The sequence below is a fragment of the Agarivorans aestuarii genome (assembly GCF_019670125.1).
In the GTDB taxonomy this organism is placed as follows: domain Bacteria; phylum Pseudomonadota; class Gammaproteobacteria; order Enterobacterales; family Celerinatantimonadaceae; genus Agarivorans; species Agarivorans aestuarii.
In genome coordinates, this window is sequence record NZ_AP023033.1 from 1,630,175 (window position 1) to 1,653,477 (window position 23,303).

A 23,303-nucleotide genomic window follows, 5' to 3' on the forward strand; every position below is an offset into this window, starting at 1 on the left:
ACGTGTTTTATTTATTTAGACCAAAAGGCACCGTGCGCTTCATGTCGCACCGCAAACCATTTATTTGGTTTACTGTTTTGCTGATGGTGGCTTCGGTAGCTAGCTTGGCGATTAACAAAATCAATTGGGGCCTCGACTTTACTGGCGGTACTTTGATTGAGGTAGAGTTTTCGCAGCCAGCAGATCTTACAGAAGTGCGAGAAGTGATGGGTACCAACGGCTACCCTGATATCGTTGCACAGTACTTTGGTTCACAAACTCAAGTACTACTGCGAATGATGCCGCGTGAAGGTATTGATAGCCAACACTTAGGTGACAGCATTATGGGTCTGCTTCGTAGTGAAGTAGACGCAGACGTTGAAATGCGCCGGATTGAGTATGTAGGGCCAACTGTAGGTAAAGAATTAGCGGAGCAGGGCGGTTTAGCGATTATTGCTGCACTTGGCTGTATCCTACTTTACGTGGCAATGCGTTTTGAATGGCGCATGGCGTTAGGAGCGGTTTTAGCTTTGGCACACGATGTAATAGCAACCCTAGGTTTGTTCTCATTGTTGCAGCTAGAGTTTGATTTAACGGTAATTGCAGCGTTACTTACGGTAGTTGGTTACTCCTTGAACGATACCATTGTTGTATCAGATAGGATCCGGGAAAACTTCCGTAAGCTACGCAAAGGTGACCCAGAAGAGATTATTGATGTTTCTTTAACACAAACCTTAAACCGTACTATTGTTACCTCGTTAACCACCATCATGGTATTAGTCTCATTGTTCATGTTGGGCGGTGAGTTAATTCATAACTTTGCTACGGCATTGTTGTTTGGTGTGTTTATTGGTACTCACTCTTCTATCTACGTTGCTAGCACGCTGGCATTGTACTTAGGCATTAAGAAAGAAGACTTTATGCCCAAAGAAATCGAAGAGAAAGAAGGTGCCGACCAGGACCCTATCGCATAATTATTTAAACCCGCTTCGGCGGGTTTTTTGTTGTTAAGGAGAAGAAGCTATGGCGCATAATTCCCGTTTTTTAACACTGGTTGATGATTGTCGCAGTCGTATTAAAGAGTGTGATGTTCACCAAGTAAAACAATGGCTAGACCAAGGTTTAGCGTTTACCTTGATTGACAACCGCGAGCAGGATGAATGGCAAAAAAGTCGTATTCCAATGGCGAAGTATATGGGGCGTGGTGTTATGGAGCGCGACGTAGAAACGGCCATTCCTGATTTAGATACCATGATCGTTATTTATTGTGGTGGTGGCTTCCGTTCGGCGTTGAGTGCCGACAACTTAGTGAAAATGGGGTATACCAATGTCATTTCAATGGATGGCGGTATTCGTGGTTGGAAAGAAGCGGGTTATCCCTTAGAAGGTGCTTAGCATGACAGATAACGTTAGTCCGATAATTTATGCCTTTGATATTGTAGAGAATACCTATTACTTCTTCGATAAGCTTGAGGCTGAACAGGCGTTTGAGCAGGCGGAAGCCAAAGGTGACTTCCCTGAGTGGCGAGAACCTACGCAAATGCTTGAATTATTAACGATTAAAGATGCGCTATTAGGCGAGTTTGCTAAGCGCATTGCTTTTCTTGAGCTGCAGTTAGAACGTGCAGAGTTAGGTTCAGATAGCTTTGATTTAGGAGCTAGTTAGCGTCAAACTCCCAGCCAAGCTCTTTGCTGATTTTTGAGACTTGAGGTGCTATTAAGTCTATGTCACTTTGGGGCACGGATTGTAGTTGAGTGAACCACTGATCCCCTGTTTCGAAAGATTCCATTAGCTGCTGCTTATCTTCGGCAGTGAGTTCGGGATTTTCTAATAGCTCTTTTTTCATATTTTCGTAGAGCTCAAGCTGCGGTATATATTCCTCAAAATTCACCGCTAACATGGCAAATACCACTTTTTCGGTGGTTGCGGCCCAATTTTCAAGATCTAAATCGTACTTGCTGAGGACGTCTTTTACTTTACCCGCATGAGAACTATGGTTTAGCTGAATAATCATTTGTTCAGCTAGTTCGCCTGGGTTTTCTAGGTCTTGCAGAGTATTTTCTTGCTCTATCTTCTCTATTATTGGCTGTAGTTGTTTACTGGCTGCAAACCAAACTTCTAGCTGTTGTTCTGTGAGCTGAGTAGCTAAGCCATATTGGCAATAAAAAGTTAACAATAGGATCCAGATACGGCGCATTTGTTTCTCTCTAGTTTGTTGGCTATTAGAAGCGGGAAATGATTGTCTGTCTGCTCATGATTCAGTGATCAACTATAGTTGAAAATTGTCGCATATAAAGCAAATTGTCTGCTTAACACTAATCGCTAGATTAGTTGGTCTGATCCATATTGAACTAACTTTTATATGATTTTTGCCACGGTGTTTTTAAGTTATTGTTTGTTAGTTGTATTTTTAGAGAGTTTATCAGGAATTCAAGAACTTAGCCGGATTGTGATAGCTGTGTTGCTGGCGTAACGCTTGCAATGTGGATAAGCAGTTTGACTTATTGTGTAAGCGTGTATCAGCCGATTGACTGCTGATTAAATCATTATGAAGTTATTAATTGCACCTGACTGCGTTGTTTTTACAGAGCACATGTTGTTGTCAAACTGAGTACTTATCATTAATTAAAAGGAAAACAATATGGCTACTGTGTATTTTTCTTCTCCGGTCATGCGTAAAAACAAAAAAGTGACTGCTGTCGCTGGTAAGCGCGATGCCTTACTAGGTTTAGCTGAAGATAACGGCGTGAAGATCCCTCATGAATGTAAAGATGGGCGATGTGGCTCATGTTTGGTTGAAGTGACACATTTGGATGGCGAGCGTGTAAAAGGCGCAATGCTTACCGATAAAGAACGTGATGGACTGAAAAGTATCGGTAAGCTCTCTGATAAGGATGCTGAAAGAGCTTCAGTGAGTGATCTACCACCAAAATATCGCTTAGCTTGTCAGGCGATAGTGACCGACGAAGATCTGTTAGTTAACTTCACTGGTGAACCTGGCGGAGCGTAGAATAAGCAAAGTCAAAGCTTTGAGTTTGCTTAGCTAAGCTAATCGTTGATACAAAAAACCAGCGGCTAAAAGCTGCTGGTTTTTAAGGGTACTAATAGAACTCAGAACTTAGAACTCAGAACTTAGCCTTTGATGGCGTCAGTTAGGTGAGGACGAATCGTTGAAAGCATGTGCTTTAATACTTTAGGGTTGGCACACACCACATTACCGCTTTGGTAAAAATCAGTGTTGCCACTAAAGTCAGTTACGATAGCGCCAGCTTCACGGGCAAGTAATTCACCAGCCGCTATTTCCCAAGGTTTTAGACTTAGTTCAAAGAAACCATCATGACGGCCTGCAGCTACATAAGCTAAATCTAGAGCTGCACTTCCGCTGCGGCGAATATCGTTACATTCTGCAAAAATGGCTCCAAACATCGCCATGTAGCTTTCCATGTAATGTTTGCGTCGATAAGGGAAACCAGTGGCAACCAAGGTACCTTCCAAGTCTTTGGCTTTGTTAACTCGTAAGCGGTAGCCATCTAACTGTGCGCTTTTACCACGCGAAGCGGCGAAAAGTTCGTTACGTAGCGGGTCGTACACTACGCCATGTTCGGTTTTACCACGAACTCGTAATGCAATTGAAATAGCAAAATGGGGGATGCCTTTGATAAAATTGGTGGTCCCATCCAGCGGGTTTATCACCCATTGATATTCGTCATCCGTGCCTTTGCTTAAACCACTCATTTCGGTCACGAAAGAATGCTCTGGGAAAGCGTTACGTATAGTGTCTGTAATGCTTTTTTCTGAAGCGGCAGCAACATTTGAAAGATAGTCGTTAGCGCCTTTAGCTGTCGCTTCAACTTTATCTAATTGCTCATAAGCTTGAGTTACAACTTTACCCGCGTTTCGCGCAGCGCGAACCGCTATGTTTAGCATAGCATGCATGAATTACCACCAATTTGTAGAAAGAACATAAAATAACCGCCGGATTATAGGGAAAACAAAAATTAAACACAATTGATTATAGGCACTCCAGATAAACTTTTTCCAATCTAGCTGCTAAGGCTATGGCTATGTTACAATCCCGCGCAACAAATTTAGGGTGAAGTAAAAGTAATGTTGGAAAATGTTCGAGTGGTTTTAGTTGGCACTAGTCATAGTGGCAATATTGGCTCTGCAGCAAGAGCAATGAAAACCATGGGAATTAGCGATTTGTGCTTGGTGGCTCCAGAAGCGGAAATTGATGGTAAGTCGGTAGCCTTATCTGCTGGTGCAGCAGATGTACTTGGTGGGACCACAATTGTCTCAGAGTTATCAGAAGCAGTTGCAGACTGTCAGCTAGTTATTGGCGCCAGTGCCCGTTCTCGAACTTTAGATTGGCCGATGGTTGATGGGCGAGAAGCCGGCGTAAAATTAGCTAATGAAGCACGCGATGCAAAAGTCGCTATTGTATTTGGTCGTGAAAATAGCGGCTTAAATAATGCCGAGTTACAGCAATGCCACTTTCACGTTTGTGTTCCGGCTAATCCAGAATATAGCTCCCTTAATTTAGCTATGGCTGTTCAACTATTGTGTTATGAAGTTCGTATGGCTTACTTAGACTTACAAAACACCCATCCTGAAGCTGCCCCAGAAGCTTACCCACATGCCGACGATCTAGAGCGTTTTTACCAGCATTTTGAGCAATCTATCGCAGACTCTGGCTTCATTATAAAGCCACATCCCGGCAAGGTGATGGAAAAAGTTAGACGAATGTTTAATCGTATTCGCATGGAAAAACAAGAGCTTAATGTAATGCGCGGTATTTTAACCTCTTTTGATAAACATATTTCAAAGCCTGAAAAATAAACCTGACTAATTTACTAGGTTTTATACTTGACTAAATTAGTAGGTTATGGAAAGATTGTGACCAAGTTCACGGGATAAATGGGTTTGATATGCGCTTGACTTCTAAGGGACGCTACGCAGTTACAGCGATGTTAGATGTTGCTCTTCATATGGAAGAAGGGCCGGTCTCTTTAGCTGACATTTCTGAGCGACAAGGTATTTCTTTGTCTTATTTGGAGCAGCTGTTTTCAAAATTACGTAAACATGGCTTAGTAACCAGCGTGCGTGGCCCTGGTGGCGGATATCGCCTAGGTATGGACGCTGATGATATTGCAGTAGGCATGGTGATCCACGCTGTTGATGAGTCGATTGATGCAACACGTTGCCACGGCTCCGCAGACTGCCAAGGTGGCAAACCTTGCCTTACTCATTCATTGTGGAATGACTTAAGTGAAAGAATTGCCGACTTCTTGGATAATATAAGCTTAGGTGGCTTAATGCGTGAGCGACAAATTGTTAATGTAGCGCATAACCAAGACCAACTTCAGCACGTTGATAACAACACGATACAAATTAGTTTATGACGCTCGCTTTCGCCGAGTAGTAACGGAGAACTTTAATGAAATTACCAATTTATCTTGATTATTCTGCAACCACACCTGTTGACCCTCGTGTTGCCGAAAAGATGATGCAATACCTTAGCGTAGATGGTATTTACGGTAACCCTGCTTCACGTTCACACCGTTTTGGCTGGCAAGCAGAAGAAGCTGTAGATATTGCCCGCAATCAAATAGCCGATTTAGTGAATGCTGACCCACGTGAAATTGTATTTACCTCGGGTGCTACAGAATCAAATAACCTTGCTATTAAGGGCGCTGCTCACTTTTACAATAAAAAGGTAAGCATATCATCACTTGTAAAACTGAGCACAAAGCTGTGCTTGATACCTGTCGCCAACTAGAGCGAGAGGGTTACGAAGTGACCTATTTAGACCCTGAGAGCAATGGTGTTATTAGTCTTGAGACTCTAACCGAAGCGTTACGCGAAGATACTGTTCTTGTTTCTATTATGCATGTGAACAACGAAATTGGCGTGATTCAAGACATTAAAGCGATTGGTGAGCTATGTCGCTCTCGTAAAATCTTGTTCCATGTTGATGCCGCACAAAGCGCTGGCAAAGTTGAGATTGACCTACAAGATCTTCCGGTAGACATGATGTCTTTCTCGGCTCATAAAGTTTATGGGCCAAAAGGTATCGGCGCATTATACGTACAACGCAAGCCGCGTATTCGTTTAGAAGCTCAAGTACACGGTGGCGGCCATGAGCGTGGTATGCGTTCAGGCACATTGCCAACTCACCAAATTGTTGGAATGGGTGAAGCCTTTGCCATCGCTAAGCAAGACATGGCAAAAGATAACGAACATATTCACGCCTTGCGTGATCGTTTTTGGGCCGGCATTAAAGATATTGAAGAAACCTACGTAAACGGCGATTTTGACCAACGCGTAGTGGCTAACTTAAATGTAAGTTTTGCTTATGTTGAAGGTGAGTCTTTGATTATGGCACTTAAAGATTTAGCTGTTTCATCTGGCTCTGCATGTACTTCTGCGAGCTTAGAACCGTCATACGTGCTTAGAGCACTAGGTTTAGATGATGAACTAGCACACAGCTCTATTCGTTTCTCTTTTGGTCGCTTCACTACTGAAGAAGAAATAGATTACGCAGTTAAAGTGATTAACGAAGGCATCGGCCGACTTCGCGAAATGTCTCCACTTTGGGACATGTTTAAAGACGGCGTAGACCTGAGCCAAGTTGAGTGGGCACACCACTAAGTAAAATAAATAACGGATTTGGAGAGATATCATGGCTTATAGTGAAAAAGTAATTGATCATTACGAAAACCCGCGTAACGTTGGCGCTTTCGAAGATAAAGACGATAGCCACATTGGCACCGGTATGGTTGGCGCACCCGCTTGTGGTGATGTGATGAAACTACAACTTAAAGTAAGCGACGAAGGCGTAATTGAAGACGCACGTTTTAAAACTTATGGCTGTGGCTCAGCAATCGCATCTAGCTCATTGGTTACCGAGTGGGTTAAAGGCAAAAGCTTAGATGAAGCTCAAGAGCTTAAAAATACCGATATCGCCGAAGAGTTAGCATTGCCACCAGTGAAAATTCACTGTTCAATTTTGGCTGAAGATGCCATCAAAGCTGCCATTGCTGATTACAAAAAGAAAAACGCGTAGTAGATTTAAGGAGTCATCATGGCTGTATCACTAACTGAAGCTGCAGCAACGCATGTAGGCCAATTTCTGAATAACCGAGGCGCAGGCACTGGTGTGCGCCTAGGAGTTAAAACCTCTGGTTGTTCGGGCATGGCGTATATTTTGGAGTTTGTAGACCAATTAGCTGAAGACGACAAAGTATTCGAAAGCCACGGTGTTAATGTCATCGTAGATGAAAAAAGCTTACTTTATATCGATGGCACGGAATTAGACTTTGTTAAAGAAGGTTTGAACGAAGGCTTTGTATTTAACAACCCTAACGTGAATGGCGAATGTGGTTGTGGAGAGAGCTTTAGCGTTTAAATGGAACACGCTATGAATCATTTTGAACTATTCTCTCTACTTCCGTCTTATCAGCTAGACCTAGCCGGTTTAGCTGATAGCTACAGAGAGTTACAACAACAATACCATCCCGATAAATTTGCTGCTGAGTCAAGCCAACGCCAAGCTCAAGTTATGCAAAAAGCCGCTCAAATTAACGATGCTTATCAAACGCTTAAAGATCCTCTTAGCCGCGCACAATACTTATTGAGCCTGCAAGGCTTAGAACTAGGCGGTGAGCAGCAAACCATCAACGATGTTGCTTTCTTAATGAGTCAAATGGAACTTAGAGAGCAACTCGCAGAGATTGAACAGGCTGCCGATCCTGAAGAGGCTATTGATGACTTCTCTAAGTTGTTGAAGCAGCAACGAAGTGACTTGAGCTCAAGCTTTGAAAAAGCCTACAATGAGCAAAATTTTGAGTTAGCGGCTGATGACGTTCGTAAGCTCAAATTCTATGCACGCCTGCAACAGCAGCTGCTTCAACTGGAAGAGAAAATCTTAGATTATTAATCTATATGGCATTACTACAAATCGCAGAGCCTGGGCAATCGGCTGTTCCTCATCAACATAAACTGGCAGTAGGTATCGATTTAGGTACTACTAACTCTCTGGTTGCAACCGTGCGAAGCGGTAAAGCCGTGACTTTAGCTGATCATAGTGGTGATATTTTGCTTCCTTCGGTGGTGCGTTATCACGAAGAAGGGGTAGATGTTGGTAAGTTAGCCAAAGCTCAGGCTGTTACCGATCCTCATAATACCATCACTTCGGTTAAGCGCTTGCTAGGGAAAAATAGCTCAGATATTGATCGCGACTTATTTCCTTACAATTTTAGTGAGGCTAATACCCCGCATATTCAAACAGTAGGCGGCGCGGTTAACCCCATTCAAGTGTCTGCTGAGATCTTAAAAAGCTTAGCGGCAAGGGCAGAAGAAGCACTGCAAGGTGAACCCGACGGTGTAGTCATTACCGTGCCTGCCTATTTTGATGATGCCCAGCGTCAAGGTACTAAAGATGCCGCTCAGCTAGCTGGCCTACATGTATTGCGTTTACTTAATGAACCTACGGCCGCAGCTATTGCTTATGGCTTAGATAGCGGTGACGAAGGTGTAATCGCCATTTACGATTTAGGTGGCGGCACCTTTGATATTTCTATTCTGCGCTTATCTAAAGGCGTGTTTCAAGTATTAGCGACCGGTGGCGATTCTGCGCTTGGTGGTGATGATTTTGATGATGCTTTGGTGGAGTGGATAGCCGAACAAGCGCAAGTAAGCGGTGTGCGTTCAGCCCAGTTACAACGCGAGTTGTCGCGTATTGCCAATAAAGTTAAAGTGAGCTTGAGTGACCAAGATAGCGCTGAGATTAATCTCGATATTGATGGTGTTAGTTGGCAGGGCAGTATTAGTCGTGAGTTATTCGATAGCCTTATCGAAGGCTTGGTAAAGCGCACTATACGCGCTTGTCGTCGCGCATTGCGTGACGCTGAGGTTGAGCTAGAAGAGGTCAATAACGTAGTTATGGTTGGCGGTTCAACCCGCGTGCCAAAAGTACGTGCAGATGTAGCTAGTTTTTTTGATAAACAACCTCTAACTAACATCGACCCAGACCAGGTGGTAGCAATTGGCGCAGCCATTCAAGCAGATACCTTGGTGGGGAATAAAAAAGATGGCGAGTTGTTATTGCTCGATGTGACGCCACTTTCATTGGGTATTGAAACCATGGGCGGCTTAGTTGAAAAAGTTATCCCTCGCAATACCACTATTCCTGTAGCGCGCGCCCAAGAGTTTACAACCTTTAAAGACGGCCAAACAGCAATGGCTATCCATGCTGTACAAGGCGAGCGTGAATTAGTAGACGATTGCCGCTCATTGGCTAAATTTGCATTAAAGGGCATCCCACCGTTAGCTGCTGGTGCGGCTCATATTAGAGTTACCTTTCAAGTTGATGCCGACGGTTTGTTATCGGTGACCGCAATGGAAAAATCCACTGGGGTGCAATCTTCTGTTGAAGTAAAACCATCTTATGGCCTAGCCGATGAAGAAGTGGCTGGAATGCTTAAAGACTCTATTACTAACGCTAAGCACGATGTAAGCATGCGAATGCTACGCGAACAGCAAGTAGAAGCGGCTCGATTTATTGAAGATATGACCGCTGCATTACTGGAAAGTGGTGAGCGTTTATTGCAAGAGCAAGAACGTTCAGCCATTGAGCAAGCTATGGCGCAACTACAAACCATTGCAGAGGGTGAATCGGTTGCCAAGATTGAGCAAGCCATTAAGCAACTCGACAGTATCAGCCAAGATTTTGCCGCAAGGCGAATGGATGATTCCATTAAACAAGCCCTAAGGGGCCAGCAAGTAGACAGGATTTAAGATGCCTAAAGTGATTTTCTTGCCTAATGAGGACTTATGTCCTGAAGGCTCAGTAGTAGAAGCAAAACAAGGTGAAAGTGTATTAGATGTAGCCTTGCGCGAAGGTATCGACATTGAGCACGCCTGTGAAAAATCTTGCGCTTGTACGACCTGTCATGTGATTGTGCGCGAAGGCTTCGATTCGCTTGAAGAAAGCGATGAATTAGAAGATGACATGCTAGATAAAGCGTGGGGCTTAGAGCCTGAGTCTCGCCTCGGTTGCCAAGCAATGGTAAGCGACGAAGACTTAGTGGTAGAAATTCCTAAATACACCATTAATATGGTATCTGAACAGCATTAAGGAATAAGCTAATGGGATTGCGTTGGATTGATGTTGAGCAAATAGCAATAGAACTGGCCGAGCAATTCCCCGAGCAAGATCCTAAGCAAGTTCGGTTTACCGACTTACACCAATGGGTTTGTCAACTGGATGAATTTGACGATGACCCACAGCATAGCAACGAGCGCATTTTGGAAGCCATTATATTAGCCTGGATGGATGAACTAGACTAAATTCCAAGGGCTCGTTGTCGATTACTCAAATGAGGAAGTATTGATGACCGCCGTTATGGATCTAGTTTTATGCGCCAAACCTGCCGCCGCTCACTGGGGCAAAAATGCCTTAATCAGTTTCGAAGCTAATCAAGTCAATGTTCATATCAATTCTGAAGGCCCCGCCCGCCTTCAAGACATTCAAAAAGCGGGGCGCAAACTAGATGCACAAGGTCTAAAACACCTATCTTTCATTGGCGATAGCTGGGATTTAGAAGCTTGCTGGGCTTTTTATCAAGGTTATTACAACGCCAAGCAAGATAACCAACTTGATGTTGTAGTGCTCAGTGATGCCGACCAACAGCGCTTTGATGCCCTAAAGGCTGCTGCAGACTGGACTCGCGAAACGATTAATTTAGGCCCCGCTAAAATATTCCCACAAAGCTTGTGTGAGTCTGCGGCAAACTTTTTAAGTGCTTTGTCACCGGAGCATGTTTCTTATGAGATCATCTCTGGTGAAGACTTACTCAAACAAGGTTGGGTAGGCACTTACCAAGTGGGCAAAGGTAGCACTCAAGCACCTGCTATGTTACAGCTAGATTTCAACCCAAGTGGTAATGCTAGCGAACCTGTTGCGGTGGCACTCGTGGGCAAGGGTATTACTTTTGACTCGGGCGGTTACAGCTTGAAGCCTTCCGATGGCATGTCGATTATGAAAAGCGACATGGGCGGAGCTGCAACGGTTACTGGTGGTCTTGGCTTAGCTATCGCTAATGGTTTAAACAAGCGAGTTAGGCTTTATTTGTGCTGTGCAGAAAACATGGTCTCAGGTGACGCATACAAGTTAGGCGATGTGATTCGTTACAAAAATGATGTCACCGTAGAGGTATTAAATACCGATGCAGAAGGTCGCTTGGTATTAGCTGATGGTTTAATTGCCGCCAGTGAAAAAAAACCAAAAGTTATCATCGACGCCGCAACACTTACTGGCGCCGCTAAAATGGCATTAGGTCGCGACTACAACGCAGTGTTTGGTTTTGACGATGACTTAGTTCATCAAGCTCTGCAAGCTGCCAAAACTGAGTTTGAAAAAGCTTGGCCACTGCCTTTAGAACCTTTTCATAAGGGGCAGATTGGTTCCAATTTTGCCGATATTGCCAATATATCTTCCGGTGAAGGTATGGCGGGTGCATCTACTGCTGCAGCCTTCTTGGCTCACTTTGTTGAAAATGCAGAAAAGAACTGGCTACATTTTGATTTGTCTGGCTCTTATCAGAAATCTGGGAATGCACTTTGGGCTACTGGAGCCAAAGGCCATGGTATTCGCACAATTTCACGGTTGTTAACTGAGTTGAGCTAACTTATCATTCACTTACGATATCAATGAGTGATATTCACCAATTTTTAGATGGAGCTAGTTAATGGCCTTAGAACGTACTTTTTCTATACTTAAACCCGATGTTGTGGCTAAAGACGCAATTGGTGCAATTTATGCGCGCATGGAGTCTGCAGGTTTACGTATTGTTGCAGCCAAAATGGTGCATTTGTCGCAAGAACAAGCCGCAGGATTTTATGCAGAACACGAGGGTAAACCGTTTTACCCACCGTTGATTGAGTTTATGACCTCTGGTCCAATCATGGTGCAAGTGCTTGAGGCTGACAACGCTGTTATGCGTTACCGTGAATTATTGGGTGCAACTAATCCTGCGGAAGCTGCCGCTGGAACCTTACGTCATGATTTTGGTTCAGGTATGCCACCAAACGGCACCCACGGCTCCGATTCACCTGAGTCTGCGTCGAGAGAAATCGCCTATTTCTTTGAAGACAATGAGATTTGTCCTAGATAAAGAAAAAGAGGTGAAAGCTTCTTAGGCAAATGTGGCTTAATAGTTAAATACTTATTAGCCGCCAATTAGCGCCGAGTACAGAGTTTAACTGGCTTTCTGCTGTTATTATTTGTACAATTCGGCGCTTTTTTTATTTGGTCGATCGTGGAGTTAAGCGATGAGTGAGACAAAAACAAATTTACTTGATTTTAATCGAGCGGGATTACGAGAGTTTTTTGCCGAGATAGGTGAAAAGCCATTTCGTGCCGATCAGGTAATGAAGTGGATTTACCACTTTGGTGTTGATGATTTCGACCAAATGAACAATATCAATAAAGCTTTACGTGAAAAGCTTAAGCGCCTGGCCGAAGTGCGTGCGCCGGAAATTAGTACCGAGCAACGTAGTGCTGACGGAACCATTAAATGGGCGATGTTAGTGGCTGGCCAAGAGATAGAAACCGTTTATATTCCTGAAGGTGAGCGCGCTACCTTGTGTGTATCTTCACAAGTAGGTTGCGCGTTGGAGTGTACCTTTTGTTCAACTGGGCAACAGGGTTTTAACCGCAACTTAAAAGTTTCTGACATTATCGGTCAAGTTTGGCGAGCGGCGCAAGTGATCGGCCATAAAGGCATTGAAGGAAAGCGTCCTATTACCAATGTGGTAATGATGGGCATGGGCGAACCTTTGCTAAACCTAAATAATTTGATCCCTGCCTTAGAATTAATGTTAGATGATAACGGTTATGGCTTGAGTAAGCGTCGTGTAACGGTAAGTACTTCTGGTGTGGTGCCGGCTTTAGATAAGTTAGGTGACAGGCTTGATGTTGCGCTGGCTATTTCTTTACATGCTCCTAACGATAAATTACGCAGCGAAATTATGCCTATCAATGACAAGTATAATATCGAAGCTTTCTTGGCGGGTGTGAAGCGTTATATCGACAAATCAAATGCAAACCGTGGCAAAGTAACCGTGGAGTATGTGCTGCTAAATGGCGTAAATGACTCTATGGAGCAAGCCCACGAATTAGCCGAGGTATTGCGCGATACTCCGTGCAAAATAAACTTAATTCCATTTAACCCTTACCCTGGTTCTCCGTTTACTAAACCAAGTAACAGCCGTGTTGATCGCTTTAGCAAAGTGTTAATGGAATATGGCTCTACCGTGGTGGTGAGAAAAACCCGCGGTGACGACATTGACGCGGCCTGTGGACAGCTAGCAGGTGACGTTGTCGACAGAACCAAAAGAACCATGAAAAAACGGATGCAACAGCAAGAAATTTCAGTCACAATTCAATAACTAACCTTATCGAAGGACGGATATGAAACGCTGGTTGTACTTGTTTTTGGTGGTATTTTTGGTTTCTGGTTGTGTAACCGAAACCCGTGTAAATGGCCAAGAAGTAAACAATAAAGATAAACAGCTTAATAAAGATGCTGCCGCTAAAACCCGAATTAGCTTGGCCTTACGTTATTTAGAAGCTGGCGATGCAGAGCAAGCAAAACGCAATTTGGAACTAGCGCAAGAGTTAGCGCCCAATCTGGTTGATGTTTACATCGCTCAAGCTCACTTTTACCAAAGTGTTCGCCAGCCAGAGCGAGCCTTAGAGGCTTATAAGCGTGCTAAATCGATAGCCCCGCGCAATGGTGATGTACTTAATAACTACGGCGTGATGCTTTGTAAGCAAAAAGAGTATGACGAAGCCGAGGCGCTATTTAAGCAAGCTTTGGCTAATCCTGAGTACGTTCAGGTTGCGGGTACCAATGAGAACGCGGGTTTATGTGCCTTAACTGCTGGCGAATTAGATAAGGCCTTAGATTACTTTACTAGTGCCTTAGCCTATAACATTCGCCGCCCCGCATCTTTACTCGGAGCCACCGAAGTTTACCTCCAGAAAAATAAACCCGAGCAAGCCCGATTATATCTGCAACGGTATGATAGTATGGCTGAAACTACGGCGGAAAGCGCCTTTGCTTGGGTTCGCTTAGAAAGTGCGGCTGACAACTTTGCTGAAGAAGCGCGTTGGGGCTTAACCTTACAACAGCAGTTCCCTAAATCTGAACAAACAAAACGATACATCGCTAATGACTACTAAAGCCGAATCAGAGCAAACAGAGCTAAGTGAAGACATTGAAGTGCTTAGCCCTGGGCAGATGCTGCAAGAAGCACGTGTTGCCGCCAAGCTAAGTCAATCTCAAGTTGCTGAACGTTTGAAGCTGCGTTTGCAAGTCATCAAAGATATAGAAGGTGATAGCTTCGATAGTGGTCTATCGAGTACTTTTATTAAAGGCTACTTGCGTGCTTATGCTCGCTTGCTAAACCTTTCTGAAGACCTAGTGCTTTCTAGCTATACCCACCTGCACGATGCCCATGAACAACGCACAGAAATGCAGAGCTTTTCTGGGCGGATAAAGCAAGAGACTCATGACAGTCGGCTGATGAAATTCACCTACTTAGTGGGCCTTGGCATTGTTGTTTTGCTGGTTATTTGGTGGTGGCAAGAAAAGGGTCAACAAGTCGATTTTAGTCAGGCTAGCCCCGCTAGTTCAGAAAGCCGAATGCTAGACCCGACCAGTGAGCCTGAAACTGATGTTAGTCCTGAACCCAGTGTTGAAAATATCAAAGCGTTAAGTTCTGTTGAAGCAGAAGTGGCTGATGAGCCTTCCGCACAGCCAGTAGAGCTTGTTTCAGAGCCAGTTGCAGAAGCCGCCAACGAGATTGAAACGCAAGCAAAAGTTGAGCCTCAAGCTGAGCCGGAAACAGTGACTGAAGCTGTAACCGAAACCGCATCGAGTCAGCCTGTTTCTCAAGCTGCCGAGCCCACTGTAATAGACAGCCCAGAGCCTGAAACAGAAGTAAACCAAGCGACTACTTTAACTGCCTTAAGCATGAGCTTCGAAAATGAGTGTTGGGTAGAGATTAGGGATGCCACTGGCAAGCGCCTAGTGGCTGACATCAAACAGCCCGGCCAATCACTCTCTGTAACTGGCCCTTCTCCCTACAGTATCGTGCTTGGCACTAATGCAGGTGTTAGCGTCAGTTACGGACAAGAATCAATCGACTTATCGTTATTTAAGCGCGGTAAAGTTGTGCGAATGAAAATACCAAACAATTAAGACCTTTCGATTATTATGAATCAACCAACTCCAATTAAACGCCGTAAATCAACACAAATTATGGTGGGTAATGTGCCAGTGGGCGGAGACGCGCCTATTACTGTGCAGTCTATGACTAATACTCGTACTACTGATGTTGCTGCAACGGTTGACCAAATAAACCGAATTGCCGCAGTGGGTGGCGATATAGTGCGCGTTTCTGTACCTACCATGGATGCCGCCGAAGCCTTCAAGCAAATTAAGCAGCAGGTATCCATTCCTGTAGTCGCTGATATTCATTTCGATTACCGCATTGCTTTAAAAGTGGCGGAGTATGGCGCCGATTGTTTGCGCATTAACCCAGGTAATATTGGTAACGAGCAGCGCATTCGTGCAGTTGTTGACGCTGCGCGTGAGCGCAACATCCCAATTCGTATTGGTGTGAATGGCGGTTCCTTAGAAAAAGATTTGCAAGAGAAGTACGGAGAACCCACTCCAGAGGCCTTAGTTGAGTCTGCCATGCGTCATGTGGATATACTTGACCGTTTGAATTTTGACCAGTTTAAAGTGAGTGTGAAAGCCTCTGATGTTTTCCTTGCTGTGGGCGCTTATCAAGGTTTGGCTAGTCGAATTGACCAACCTTTGCACCTCGGTATTACGGAAGCTGGCGGTTTACGCAGTGGCTCGGTTAAATCTGCAGTGGGCTTAGGTATGTTATTATCGCAAGGCATCGGCGACACCCTGCGAGTGTCTTTGGCAGCCGATCCGGTAGAAGAGATCAAAGTAGGTTTTGATATTCTAAAATCTCTACGGATCCGCTCTCGTGGAATTAACTTTATCGCCTGCCCAAGCTGTTCTCGCCAAGAGTTTGATGTTATCTCAACAGTTAACGCGCTAGAGCAGCGCTTAGAAGATATTGTTGAGCCCATGGACGTATCTATTATTGGCTGCGTGGTAAATGGCCCGGGTGAAGCGCTAATTTCTGACCTAGGCATTACCGGTGGCAATAAAAAAAGCGGCTTTTACCAAGATGGCGTGCGGCAAAAAGAGCGTTTTGATAACGATGACCTAGTAGATGCACTCGAAGCAAAGATCCGTTCGCGCATCGCTATTAAAGACATCACCGAGAGCTAATCTGCATTTAAATTTACCTCTTTGCTTAAAGGCCCTATAATCGAGGGCCTTTAATAATTATTGACCTGTTTTATTCGAGATTAATGTGGCTAAACAAATACAAGCAATACGTGGCATGAATGATTGCCTACCAAGTGATACTCCCGCTTGGCAGAAGGTAGAATCAGTAATTCGAGAGGTGGTGGCAGCCTACGGTTACAACGAAATAAGAATGCCGATTGTAGAAAGCACTGATTTGTTTAAGCGCTCTATCGGTGAAGTGACCGATATCGTAGAAAAAGAAATGTATACCTTTGAAGATCGCAATGGTGATAGCTTAACCTTGCGACCCGAAGGCACAGCCTGTTGTGTTCGTGCAGGAAACCAAGCAGGTTTGTTGTACAACCAAGAGCAGCGTTTGTGGTATATGGGCCCAATGTTCCGCCATGAGCGTCCACAGAAAGGCCGTTATCGTCAATTCCATCAAGTTGGTGTTGAGGCTTTTGGTATTGCCAGCTCCGATATAGATGCCGAAGTGATTATTTTGTCTTCGCGCTTCTGGAAAGCTTTCGGTCTAGAAAAACACGTTACATTACAGCTTAATAGCTTAGGTTCTAATGAAGCGCGTGCTAATTATCGTGATGCTTTAATTGCTTACTTAGAGCAGCATAAAGAAGCCTTAGACGAAGACGCAAAACGTCGCATGTACAATAACCCATTGCGGGTACTCGATAGCAAGAATCCTGAGGTGCAAGCGGTATTGGTTGATGCACCAAGTTTGAGTGAATACCTCGACCAAGAAAGTAAAGACCACTTCGAGCAGCTATGTGCTCTTTTGGACAATGCTGGCATTGCTTATGAACTAAACCCGCGTTTAGTACGTGGTCTTGATTATTACAATCGCACGGTATTTGAGTGGGTAACCTCAAGCTTAGGCTCTCAAGGCACAGTTTGTGCCGGCGGTCGTTATGATGGTCTAGTAGAGCAACTAGGTGGTAAAGCCACTCCTGCTGTTGGCTTTGCTATGGGCATGGAACGTTTAGTTTTATTGCTTGAAACACTCGAGTTACTGGGTGATTTACCATCAAGTGCCGATGTTTATGTGATCAATGCTGGAGAAGGGACACTTGGCGCAGCATTTTCATTAGCTGAACAATTGCGAGATGCGTTACCCTCTGTTCGGATTATGAGCCACTGTGGTGGTGGAAACTTTAAAAAACAGTTTAAGCGAGCTGACAAGTCAGGCGCTAAAGTGGCCTTAATCATCGGCGAAGATGAATTAGCCAATCAGCAGGTTACTGTTAAGTACCTACGCGAAGATATTCAACAGCAATGCATCGCTCAATCAGAGTTGGTTGCCTTGCTTAATACCGTATTAGTTTAGTTAAGGAGACGCTGTGGACATTTATTCCACTGAGGAACAGCAAGTTCAAGCCATCAAAGACTGGTGGAAGAAAAACGGAACATCAGTTATTGGCGGTTCGGTACTTGGTTTGGCAGCTGTATTTGGCTGGCGCTACTTTGGCGATTACCAAATTGAGCAAAAAGAAGCGGCTTCAGATGCTTTTCAGCAAGTTGTTAGCCAACTTGCCACTAATAACGAAGAGCTAACTCCACTGGCAAATTTTGTAGCTGCAAACCAAGGTGACAAAAACTATTCAGTATTTGCGTCACTATTGTTAGCTAAAGAATTGGTGGTTAAAGAAGATTACGCTCAAGCGCAAACTCAACTTAACTTAGCCCTAGAAGGTGCACCAGAAGAGCTTAAAGGGATGATTTATACCCGACTAGCTCGGGTGCAAGCGCAACTAGCAGAGTTTGATAAGGCCTTAGCTAGCCTAGAACGAGTGAATGAGCCTGCTCTAGTAGCAACAGTTGAACTGATTAAAGGTGATATCTACTTGCAGCAAGGTGAGCAAGACTTGGCCCGCCAAGCGTATCAAGCTGCAGTAGCCGCTGGTGCTGCTGAGCAAGATCCTAGTGTAAACCTAAAGCTTAATGATTTAACTGAAGTTGAGGCCGCTAATGGTTAAAGCTTGGCGTTCAGCTAGCTTAGCTTGTTTGCTCGTTGGTTTGTCGGCGTGTTCTTTGTTCAACTCTGAAGAAGATGTTGTGCAAATGGCGCCAGTACCTGAGTTTGAAAACCAGTTTACGGTGAGCAAGCAGTGGGAAACCCGCGTAGGAAAAGGCGTTAACGATTACTTCTCGGCGCTGTCTCCGGTTGTAGCCTATGACTCAGTGTTTGCTGCAGCCCGTTATGGTCAAGTGCAGGCCTTTGATTTAGAAGGTCAGCGTTTATGGCAACAAGACTTATCAAAGGTTGAGAGCAATAACCGCTTTTCAGGAAATACACCTAATGCACGTATATCGGGTGGTTTAACTGCTGCTTATCGTCGCATTTATTTAGGTACCGAAAATGCGGATGTATTTGCCTTAAATGCCGAGACTGGCGAAATAGTTTGGCAAGCAGAAGTGGCTGGTGAAGTATTGGCTGCCCCTGCTGTTGAAGATAGTTTAGTTGTAGTGATAACCAGCAATGGCCGCCTTATTGCACTTGATGCTCATAGTGGTGAGCAGAAGTGGGATATTAGAATCGATCAGCCTGCATTGTCACTGCGCAGTAAAGCTCCACCTGTTATTTCTAACGGCGCAATTATACTGGGTCGTAGTGATGGTAAAATTGGCCTGTACCTCTTAGAGAGTGGTCAACTGCTGTTTGAAAGCAAATTAGCTCAGCCTAAAGGCTCAACCGAGATTGATCGAATCGTTGACGTTGATAGCAAACCAGCCTTAATTGGTTCTCAGCTTTATGCGGTGGCCTATAACGGAAACTTGGTGTCGGTTAATTTACGTAGCGGTGAAGAAGATTGGAAGCGCAGTTATTCTGCTTATCAAAATCTTGCTTCTTCGGGTTTAAGCTTATTTGTGACCGACGTTAGTGACAATGTGTACAGCATTGAGCGTAATAACGGTGTAGAGAAGTGGACCCAAGGTGCCTTGTCTTATCGTATCGTTACTGCTCCAGCGGTAGACGGAAATAAGGTGCTGGTAGGTGACAGTGAAGGCTATTTATACTGGCTTGATCGTGAAACCGGCGAGTTTGCTAGCAAAATGTTAGTAGATAAAAGCGGCTTATATGTTGCGCCTGTGATAACCTCCGACAAAATTATCCTTCAAACGCGAAGTGGTAAGTTAATTGCGCTAGATCGCAGTTAAGTTGTTATAATTGTGTACAAAAGGCTCATGGTGAATTAACCATGAGCCTTTGTCATGTCATGTATTCTAAAAAATGAGGCCCTTATGCTTCCTGTTGTCGCCTTAGTGGGACGCCCAAATGTTGGCAAATCTACATTATTTAATCGCCTTACACGCAGCAGGGACGCGCTAGTAGCTGACTTTCCTGGTCTAACTCGCGACCGCAAATACGGACAAGCTAAAGTGGCGGAACAAGAGTTCATTGTTATTGATACTGGCGGTATTGATGGTGATGAAGAAGGCATTGATGCAATGATGGCCCAGCAATCTTTGCAAGCCATTGAAGAAGCCGATGCAGTGCTATTTTTGGTTGACGCACGTGCTGGGATGACTATTGCTGACGAAGCGATTGCTCACCACTTACGTAAACAAGAAAAGAAAGTTTTCTTAGTTGCTAACAAAACTGATGGTATTGATGCCGATGCTGCCTGTGGTGAATTTTACGCACTGGCCCTTGGTGAAGTTCATCATATTGCAGCGGCACACGGTCGAGGCGTAAACCTACTATTAGAAGAAGCGCTTCGTCCTTTTGTTACCGAGCAGGCAGAAAATCAAACTGAAGAGCCAGAGTTAGAGCAAGCTGATACTCAAGAAATGACTGAGTCTGAGCTAGATGAATTAGCGCAGAAATTTGCCGACTTACCGATTAAGCTGGCAATTGTTGGTCGACCCAACGTAGGCAAGTCTACGCTGACTAACCGGATTTTAGGTGAAGACCGCGTGGTGGTGTACGACATGCCAGGTACCACTCGCGACAGCATTTACATTCCTATGCAGCGAGAAGACCAAGATTACATCTTAATTGACACTGCAGGGGTGCGTAAGCGCGGCAAAGTAACTGAAACCGTCGAGAAGTTTTCAGTGATTAAAACCCTTAAAGCCATTGAAGACGCTAACGTTGTGATGTTAGTTATCGATGCAAAAGACGGTATTTCCGATCAAGACTTAAGCCTACTTGGGTTTGTGCTTAATGCCGGTCGTGCCCTAGTGCTTGCGGTTAATAAATGGGATGGTTTAGATAACGAGCACAAAGAGCGGATAAAAACCGAACTAGATAGACGTTTGGGCTTTATCGACTTTGCTCGGGTTCACTTTATTTCAGCGCTGCATGGAACTGGTGTTGGCCACCTTTATGAATCTGTACAGGAAGCCTACGCAAGTGCTACTAAGCGGGTTTCTACCTCTATGCTAACCAAGATAATGCAGATGGCTCAAGACGACCATCAGCCACCACTAGTGCGCGGTCGTAGGGTTAAATTGCGCTATGCTCATGCTGGCGGTTATAATCCACCCAGAATTGTGGTTCATGGTAATCAGGTAAACTCCTTACCAGATGCCTATAAACGTTATTTGATGAATTATTACCGAAAAGCCCTAGAAATTATGGGCACGCCAATTCGGGTTGAATTTAAAGAAGGCGAAAACCCGTTCTCAGAGAAGAAGTCAAAACTTACTCTAGCGCAAGAACGTCGTCGTAAAAAAATGCAAACTGTAAGCAGGTATAAAAAGAAATAGCCGGAGTTAGCCATGAGTATTGAAATAGCTTGCCCAGAGTGTGATGGTGAATTGCAGCATGAACATGACCATTGGTTATGTGGAGCCTGTCATCATAAGTTTTTGCAGACAGTGCATTGCGATAAGTGTGATGCCGAGCTAGAAGAGCTAAAAGCCTGTGGTGCAGTAGATTACTTTTGTAACAGCTGTAACGAGTTAAAATCTAAGCGAGCTGTTATTCGGCGCTACGAGCGCTTAGACAGCTAATAAAAAGGCGGCCATTGGCCGCCTTTTTAAATTTCTATAACACTGCTTTAGTTGCTAGCAACACTTTTGAGTATTTCAGGCCATTGGCGATAAATCATATAGTGTCCTTGCTCAGGGATAACCGTAAGTTTGGCATTAGCTGCACGTTGGGTAAAACGCTCTGCAAGCACCAATGGAATATGCCTGTCTTGCTCGCCATGAAAGAGCTGAGTGCTTACCTTGATATCTTCTAGCTCAAAGCCCCAAGGTGACATCACTTGGCGCACTTCGTCAGAAAAGGCATTGCCGCCTTGGATCTTCGATTCTTTTAAATAGCGGCCAAACTTCTCCCTAAATTGTGGGCTCTCAAATAGTTCTACATCGGCACCTTCTAGATCGCGAGCCAATACCTTAAATAATTTGTTGGGGTCTTTGTGTAGTCCCTTATCTAGAATATTAGTAAACATGCGATGCATACTAGGGAAGTCACGAGCCAACTTCATGTGCATTCGATATAGTTTAGCCGTTGCCTCGTAATCGCTGTCGTAAGTGAGGGCATCACCCGAACTAACAATAGTCATCTTGCTGATCCGCTCAGGAATGGTTGCTGCGCAGCAGGCGGCATAAACGCCTCCTGTGGCATAGCCAAGTAACTGAACTTGCTCTAGCCCTAAGTGATCGAGTAATGCGGTTAAGTCTTTTGACCAGCTAACAAAACCGTAGTGTTCGCAGTAATCAGAGCCTCCGAAACCGGGACGATCGATGCTGATTAAACGCAGGCCTAGGTGTTTTGCTAAATCAACATCATCAAAAAAGTTCTCTAAGCGACTACCCAATATACTGTGGCAATAAACCACTGGCTTGCCCTTCGGGCTGCCGTATTCTTGGTAACACAACTTACGTTGGTCGGGCAGAGTAAAGTAGCGTGCGTTAAGATCGTGAGCTTCGGTAAAGTCAAAGTGACGGCTACTTTGCGATAGCATTCCCCAGGGCCCGGTTAGCACCAAACTGGCTAATTCGCTCTGGCTACTCACATTGGTTTTCTTGAACACTGATTTAAGCTGAGTGCGCACCGTGTTGTAACTAACAAAAATTTTGTCAGCAATATCGGGAGGCGACATGCCTTGCGCAATATAATTAACAATGCGCGCTTCTTTTGGGGTTAAGTTGTAACCGTCGGCAAATGCGGCTAAATCGAGCTCTACATCTGGGCGAGAAGGCGAGATAAACACCACCACACTGGCATTTCGCTCTAAGTTAGGGTTTTGCAGATGGTTTACCGGGCTCAGAATTACCATGGTTTGCACATCTGTTTCTTGACCAATTTGGATCGGTAAACCCCTGCTACTGGATTCATTCGGCCCCAGTGACGACAGCTCTTCTACGTACTGATTGAGCAAGTCTGTTGATTCACTTTGCTGGGTAACTAGGTTTTTGTTGCGCTGGTACAAACCTTGGCCGAGCTGCAGGGTTTCTTCTGCCAGTTCGTTTGTGAGCAAAATTTCACTTTTTGCATTCACCAAAATTACGCCAACTGGGATGTGGTCTAGCAAAGAGTTAAGTGAATGGTTTTTTTCTTCAAGCTGGTAAATACGCTTAGCGATATTTAATGCCTGGTTAAAGTGCTCAAGTAAAATCTGGTTTCGTTCAGAGTATTGGTTCTGAGCCATAGACAATTGCGGAGATACCGCATCGAGCATTTGGCTTAGTTGTGCCGAAGAGGGGTCTGAGTGGCCATGTTCTTCTGTGTTTTGAAGTTCTGGCATCATGTATAGGTGCTCAAGCAAATCGGGCCAATATTCAGGTTCTGCCGCTGCACGGTAAATCATACCGATTAACTGTTCCCTGTTATCGACACTGGTTAGCTCTCGCTCCTTGGTGCTATCCAATGAATTCATAGTATTGCTGCTAATTTACTTTTTATATTGATATCTAGTTAGTTACCCGAATGTTCGCTTCGTCTCTTA

General features: G+C 44.5%; 26 protein-coding genes and 1 pseudogene. 24 read left to right on the forward strand and 3 right to left on the reverse strand.

Going from position 1 to position 23,303, the window contains the following annotated elements:
- The first annotated feature begins 2 nt into the window (after positions 1-2).
- Genes secF through K5609_RS07600 form a run of 3 tightly spaced genes read left to right on the forward strand, consistent with a single transcriptional unit; the run spans position 3 to position 1,645 of the window.
- A complete protein-coding gene (secF, locus tag K5609_RS07590; RefSeq protein ID WP_425514835.1) occupies positions 3-953 on the forward strand; it encodes a protein translocase subunit SecF in 951 nt (316 codons plus the stop codon).
- Between the two features lie 49 nt (positions 954-1,002).
- Positions 1,003-1,374 (forward strand): rhodanese-like domain-containing protein, encoded by a 372-nt coding sequence (locus tag K5609_RS07595; RefSeq protein ID WP_221076640.1) that lies wholly within the window; start codon positions 1,003-1,005, stop codon positions 1,372-1,374.
- Position 1,375: 1 nt separating this feature from the next.
- Positions 1,376-1,645, forward strand: coding sequence for a hypothetical protein (locus tag K5609_RS07600; protein ID WP_221076641.1), 270 nt, complete (start codon positions 1,376-1,378; stop codon positions 1,643-1,645).
- Here K5609_RS07600 and K5609_RS07605 read toward each other — a convergent pair.
- Positions 1,638-2,177 carry a hypothetical protein gene (locus tag K5609_RS07605; protein WP_221076642.1) on the reverse strand — a complete coding sequence of 180 codons (540 nt, stop codon included), beginning with the start codon at positions 2,175-2,177 and terminating at the stop codon, positions 1,638-1,640. The genes K5609_RS07600 and K5609_RS07605 overlap by 8 nt on opposite strands.
- A gap of 444 nt (positions 2,178-2,621) precedes the next feature.
- On the opposite strand from K5609_RS07605, the gene K5609_RS07610 reads away from it, so the two are divergent.
- Positions 2,622-2,990 carry a 2Fe-2S iron-sulfur cluster-binding protein gene (locus tag K5609_RS07610; protein WP_221076643.1) on the forward strand — a complete coding sequence of 123 codons (369 nt, stop codon included), beginning with the start codon at positions 2,622-2,624 and terminating at the stop codon, positions 2,988-2,990.
- A gap of 122 nt (positions 2,991-3,112) precedes the next feature.
- Here the strand turns inward: K5609_RS07610 and suhB are convergent, their stop codons facing one another.
- Positions 3,113-3,916, reverse strand: coding sequence for an inositol-1-monophosphatase (gene suhB, locus K5609_RS07615; protein ID WP_221076644.1), 804 nt, complete (start codon positions 3,914-3,916; stop codon positions 3,113-3,115).
- A 171-nt stretch (positions 3,917-4,087) separates the two neighbouring features.
- Here suhB and trmJ point away from each other — a divergent pair, with 171 nt between their 5' ends.
- The 20 genes and pseudogenes from trmJ to K5609_RS07715 all read left to right on the forward strand — a co-directional run bounded on the left by trmJ (position 4,088) and on the right by K5609_RS07715 (position 21,357).
- The gene (gene trmJ / locus K5609_RS07620) at positions 4,088-4,819 is read left to right on the forward strand and encodes a tRNA (cytosine(32)/uridine(32)-2'-O)-methyltransferase TrmJ (protein WP_221076645.1); all 732 of its coding nucleotides are present in this window, start codon (positions 4,088-4,090) and stop codon (positions 4,817-4,819) included.
- Between the two features lie 89 nt (positions 4,820-4,908).
- Positions 4,909-5,382 carry a Fe-S cluster assembly transcriptional regulator IscR gene (gene iscR, locus K5609_RS07625; RefSeq protein WP_016401238.1) on the forward strand — a complete coding sequence of 158 codons (474 nt, stop codon included), beginning with the start codon at positions 4,909-4,911 and terminating at the stop codon, positions 5,380-5,382.
- Positions 5,383-5,417: 35 nt separating this feature from the next.
- Positions 5,418-6,631: pseudogene (locus K5609_RS07630) on the forward strand (IscS subfamily cysteine desulfurase).
- Positions 6,632-6,662: 31 nt separating this feature from the next.
- The gene (gene iscU, locus K5609_RS07635; RefSeq protein WP_163132518.1) at positions 6,663-7,046 is read left to right on the forward strand and encodes a Fe-S cluster assembly scaffold IscU; all 384 of its coding nucleotides are present in this window, start codon (positions 6,663-6,665) and stop codon (positions 7,044-7,046) included.
- 18 nt (positions 7,047-7,064) lie between these two features.
- On the forward strand, positions 7,065-7,388 hold the full coding sequence (iscA, locus tag K5609_RS07640) for an iron-sulfur cluster assembly protein IscA (RefSeq protein WP_163132517.1): 324 nt from the start codon (positions 7,065-7,067) through the stop codon (positions 7,386-7,388).
- Positions 7,389-7,400: 12 nt separating this feature from the next.
- On the forward strand, positions 7,401-7,919 hold the full coding sequence (gene hscB / locus K5609_RS07645; protein ID WP_221076646.1) for a co-chaperone HscB: 519 nt from the start codon (positions 7,401-7,403) through the stop codon (positions 7,917-7,919).
- Between the two features lie 5 nt (positions 7,920-7,924).
- Complete coding sequence (gene hscA / locus K5609_RS07650) at positions 7,925-9,778, forward strand: Fe-S protein assembly chaperone HscA (protein ID WP_221076647.1); 1,854 nt, start codon at positions 7,925-7,927, stop codon at positions 9,776-9,778.
- Position 9,779: 1 nt separating this feature from the next.
- Complete coding sequence (fdx, locus tag K5609_RS07655) at positions 9,780-10,118, forward strand: ISC system 2Fe-2S type ferredoxin (RefSeq protein ID WP_016401232.1); 339 nt, start codon at positions 9,780-9,782, stop codon at positions 10,116-10,118.
- A gap of 11 nt (positions 10,119-10,129) precedes the next feature.
- Positions 10,130-10,330, forward strand: coding sequence for a Fe-S cluster assembly protein IscX (gene iscX, locus K5609_RS07660; protein ID WP_221076648.1), 201 nt, complete (start codon positions 10,130-10,132; stop codon positions 10,328-10,330).
- A 43-nt stretch (positions 10,331-10,373) separates the two neighbouring features.
- Positions 10,374-11,669, forward strand: coding sequence for an aminopeptidase PepB (gene pepB, locus K5609_RS07665; RefSeq protein ID WP_221076649.1), 1,296 nt, complete (start codon positions 10,374-10,376; stop codon positions 11,667-11,669).
- Between the two features lie 61 nt (positions 11,670-11,730).
- Complete coding sequence (ndk, locus tag K5609_RS07670; RefSeq protein WP_221076650.1) at positions 11,731-12,156, forward strand: nucleoside-diphosphate kinase; 426 nt, start codon at positions 11,731-11,733, stop codon at positions 12,154-12,156.
- A gap of 157 nt (positions 12,157-12,313) precedes the next feature.
- Positions 12,314-13,432 carry a dual-specificity RNA methyltransferase RlmN gene (rlmN, locus tag K5609_RS07675; protein WP_221076651.1) on the forward strand — a complete coding sequence of 373 codons (1,119 nt, stop codon included), beginning with the start codon at positions 12,314-12,316 and terminating at the stop codon, positions 13,430-13,432.
- Between the two features lie 22 nt (positions 13,433-13,454).
- Positions 13,455-14,228 (forward strand): type IV pilus biogenesis/stability protein PilW, encoded by a 774-nt coding sequence (gene pilW / locus K5609_RS07680; RefSeq protein WP_221076652.1) that lies wholly within the window; start codon positions 13,455-13,457, stop codon positions 14,226-14,228.
- A complete protein-coding gene (locus tag K5609_RS07685) occupies positions 14,218-15,249 on the forward strand; it encodes a RodZ domain-containing protein (RefSeq protein ID WP_221076653.1) in 1,032 nt (343 codons plus the stop codon). The genes pilW and K5609_RS07685 overlap by 11 nt, the downstream gene beginning before the upstream one ends.
- Positions 15,250-15,264: 15 nt before the next feature.
- Positions 15,265-16,362, forward strand: a complete 1,098-nt coding sequence (gene ispG / locus K5609_RS07690) for a flavodoxin-dependent (E)-4-hydroxy-3-methylbut-2-enyl-diphosphate synthase (protein ID WP_163132508.1) — start codon at positions 15,265-15,267, stop codon at positions 16,360-16,362.
- An 85-nt stretch (positions 16,363-16,447) separates the two neighbouring features.
- Complete coding sequence (gene hisS / locus K5609_RS07695; RefSeq protein ID WP_221076654.1) at positions 16,448-17,725, forward strand: histidine--tRNA ligase; 1,278 nt, start codon at positions 16,448-16,450, stop codon at positions 17,723-17,725.
- A 13-nt stretch (positions 17,726-17,738) separates the two neighbouring features.
- On the forward strand, positions 17,739-18,374 hold the full coding sequence (locus K5609_RS07700) for a YfgM family protein (RefSeq protein WP_221076655.1): 636 nt from the start codon (positions 17,739-17,741) through the stop codon (positions 18,372-18,374).
- Positions 18,367-19,557: an outer membrane protein assembly factor BamB gene (gene bamB, locus K5609_RS07705; protein ID WP_221076656.1), complete on the forward strand. Its 1,191-nt coding sequence runs from the start codon at positions 18,367-18,369 to the stop codon at positions 19,555-19,557. Before K5609_RS07700 ends, bamB begins: the two co-directional genes overlap by 8 nt.
- Before the next feature lie 84 nt (positions 19,558-19,641).
- Positions 19,642-21,111 (forward strand): ribosome biogenesis GTPase Der, encoded by a 1,470-nt coding sequence (der, locus tag K5609_RS07710; protein ID WP_221076657.1) that lies wholly within the window; start codon positions 19,642-19,644, stop codon positions 21,109-21,111.
- 12 nt (positions 21,112-21,123) lie between these two features.
- Positions 21,124-21,357: a zinc ribbon domain-containing protein gene (locus K5609_RS07715; RefSeq protein WP_221076658.1), complete on the forward strand. Its 234-nt coding sequence runs from the start codon at positions 21,124-21,126 to the stop codon at positions 21,355-21,357.
- 47 nt (positions 21,358-21,404) lie between these two features.
- On the opposite strand, the gene K5609_RS07720 is transcribed toward K5609_RS07715, so the two are convergent.
- Entirely contained in the window at positions 21,405-23,234 is a 1,830-nt protein-coding gene (locus tag K5609_RS07720) for a bifunctional helix-turn-helix transcriptional regulator/alpha/beta hydrolase (protein ID WP_221076659.1), read from the reverse strand.
- Positions 23,235-23,303 lie beyond the last annotated feature (69 nt).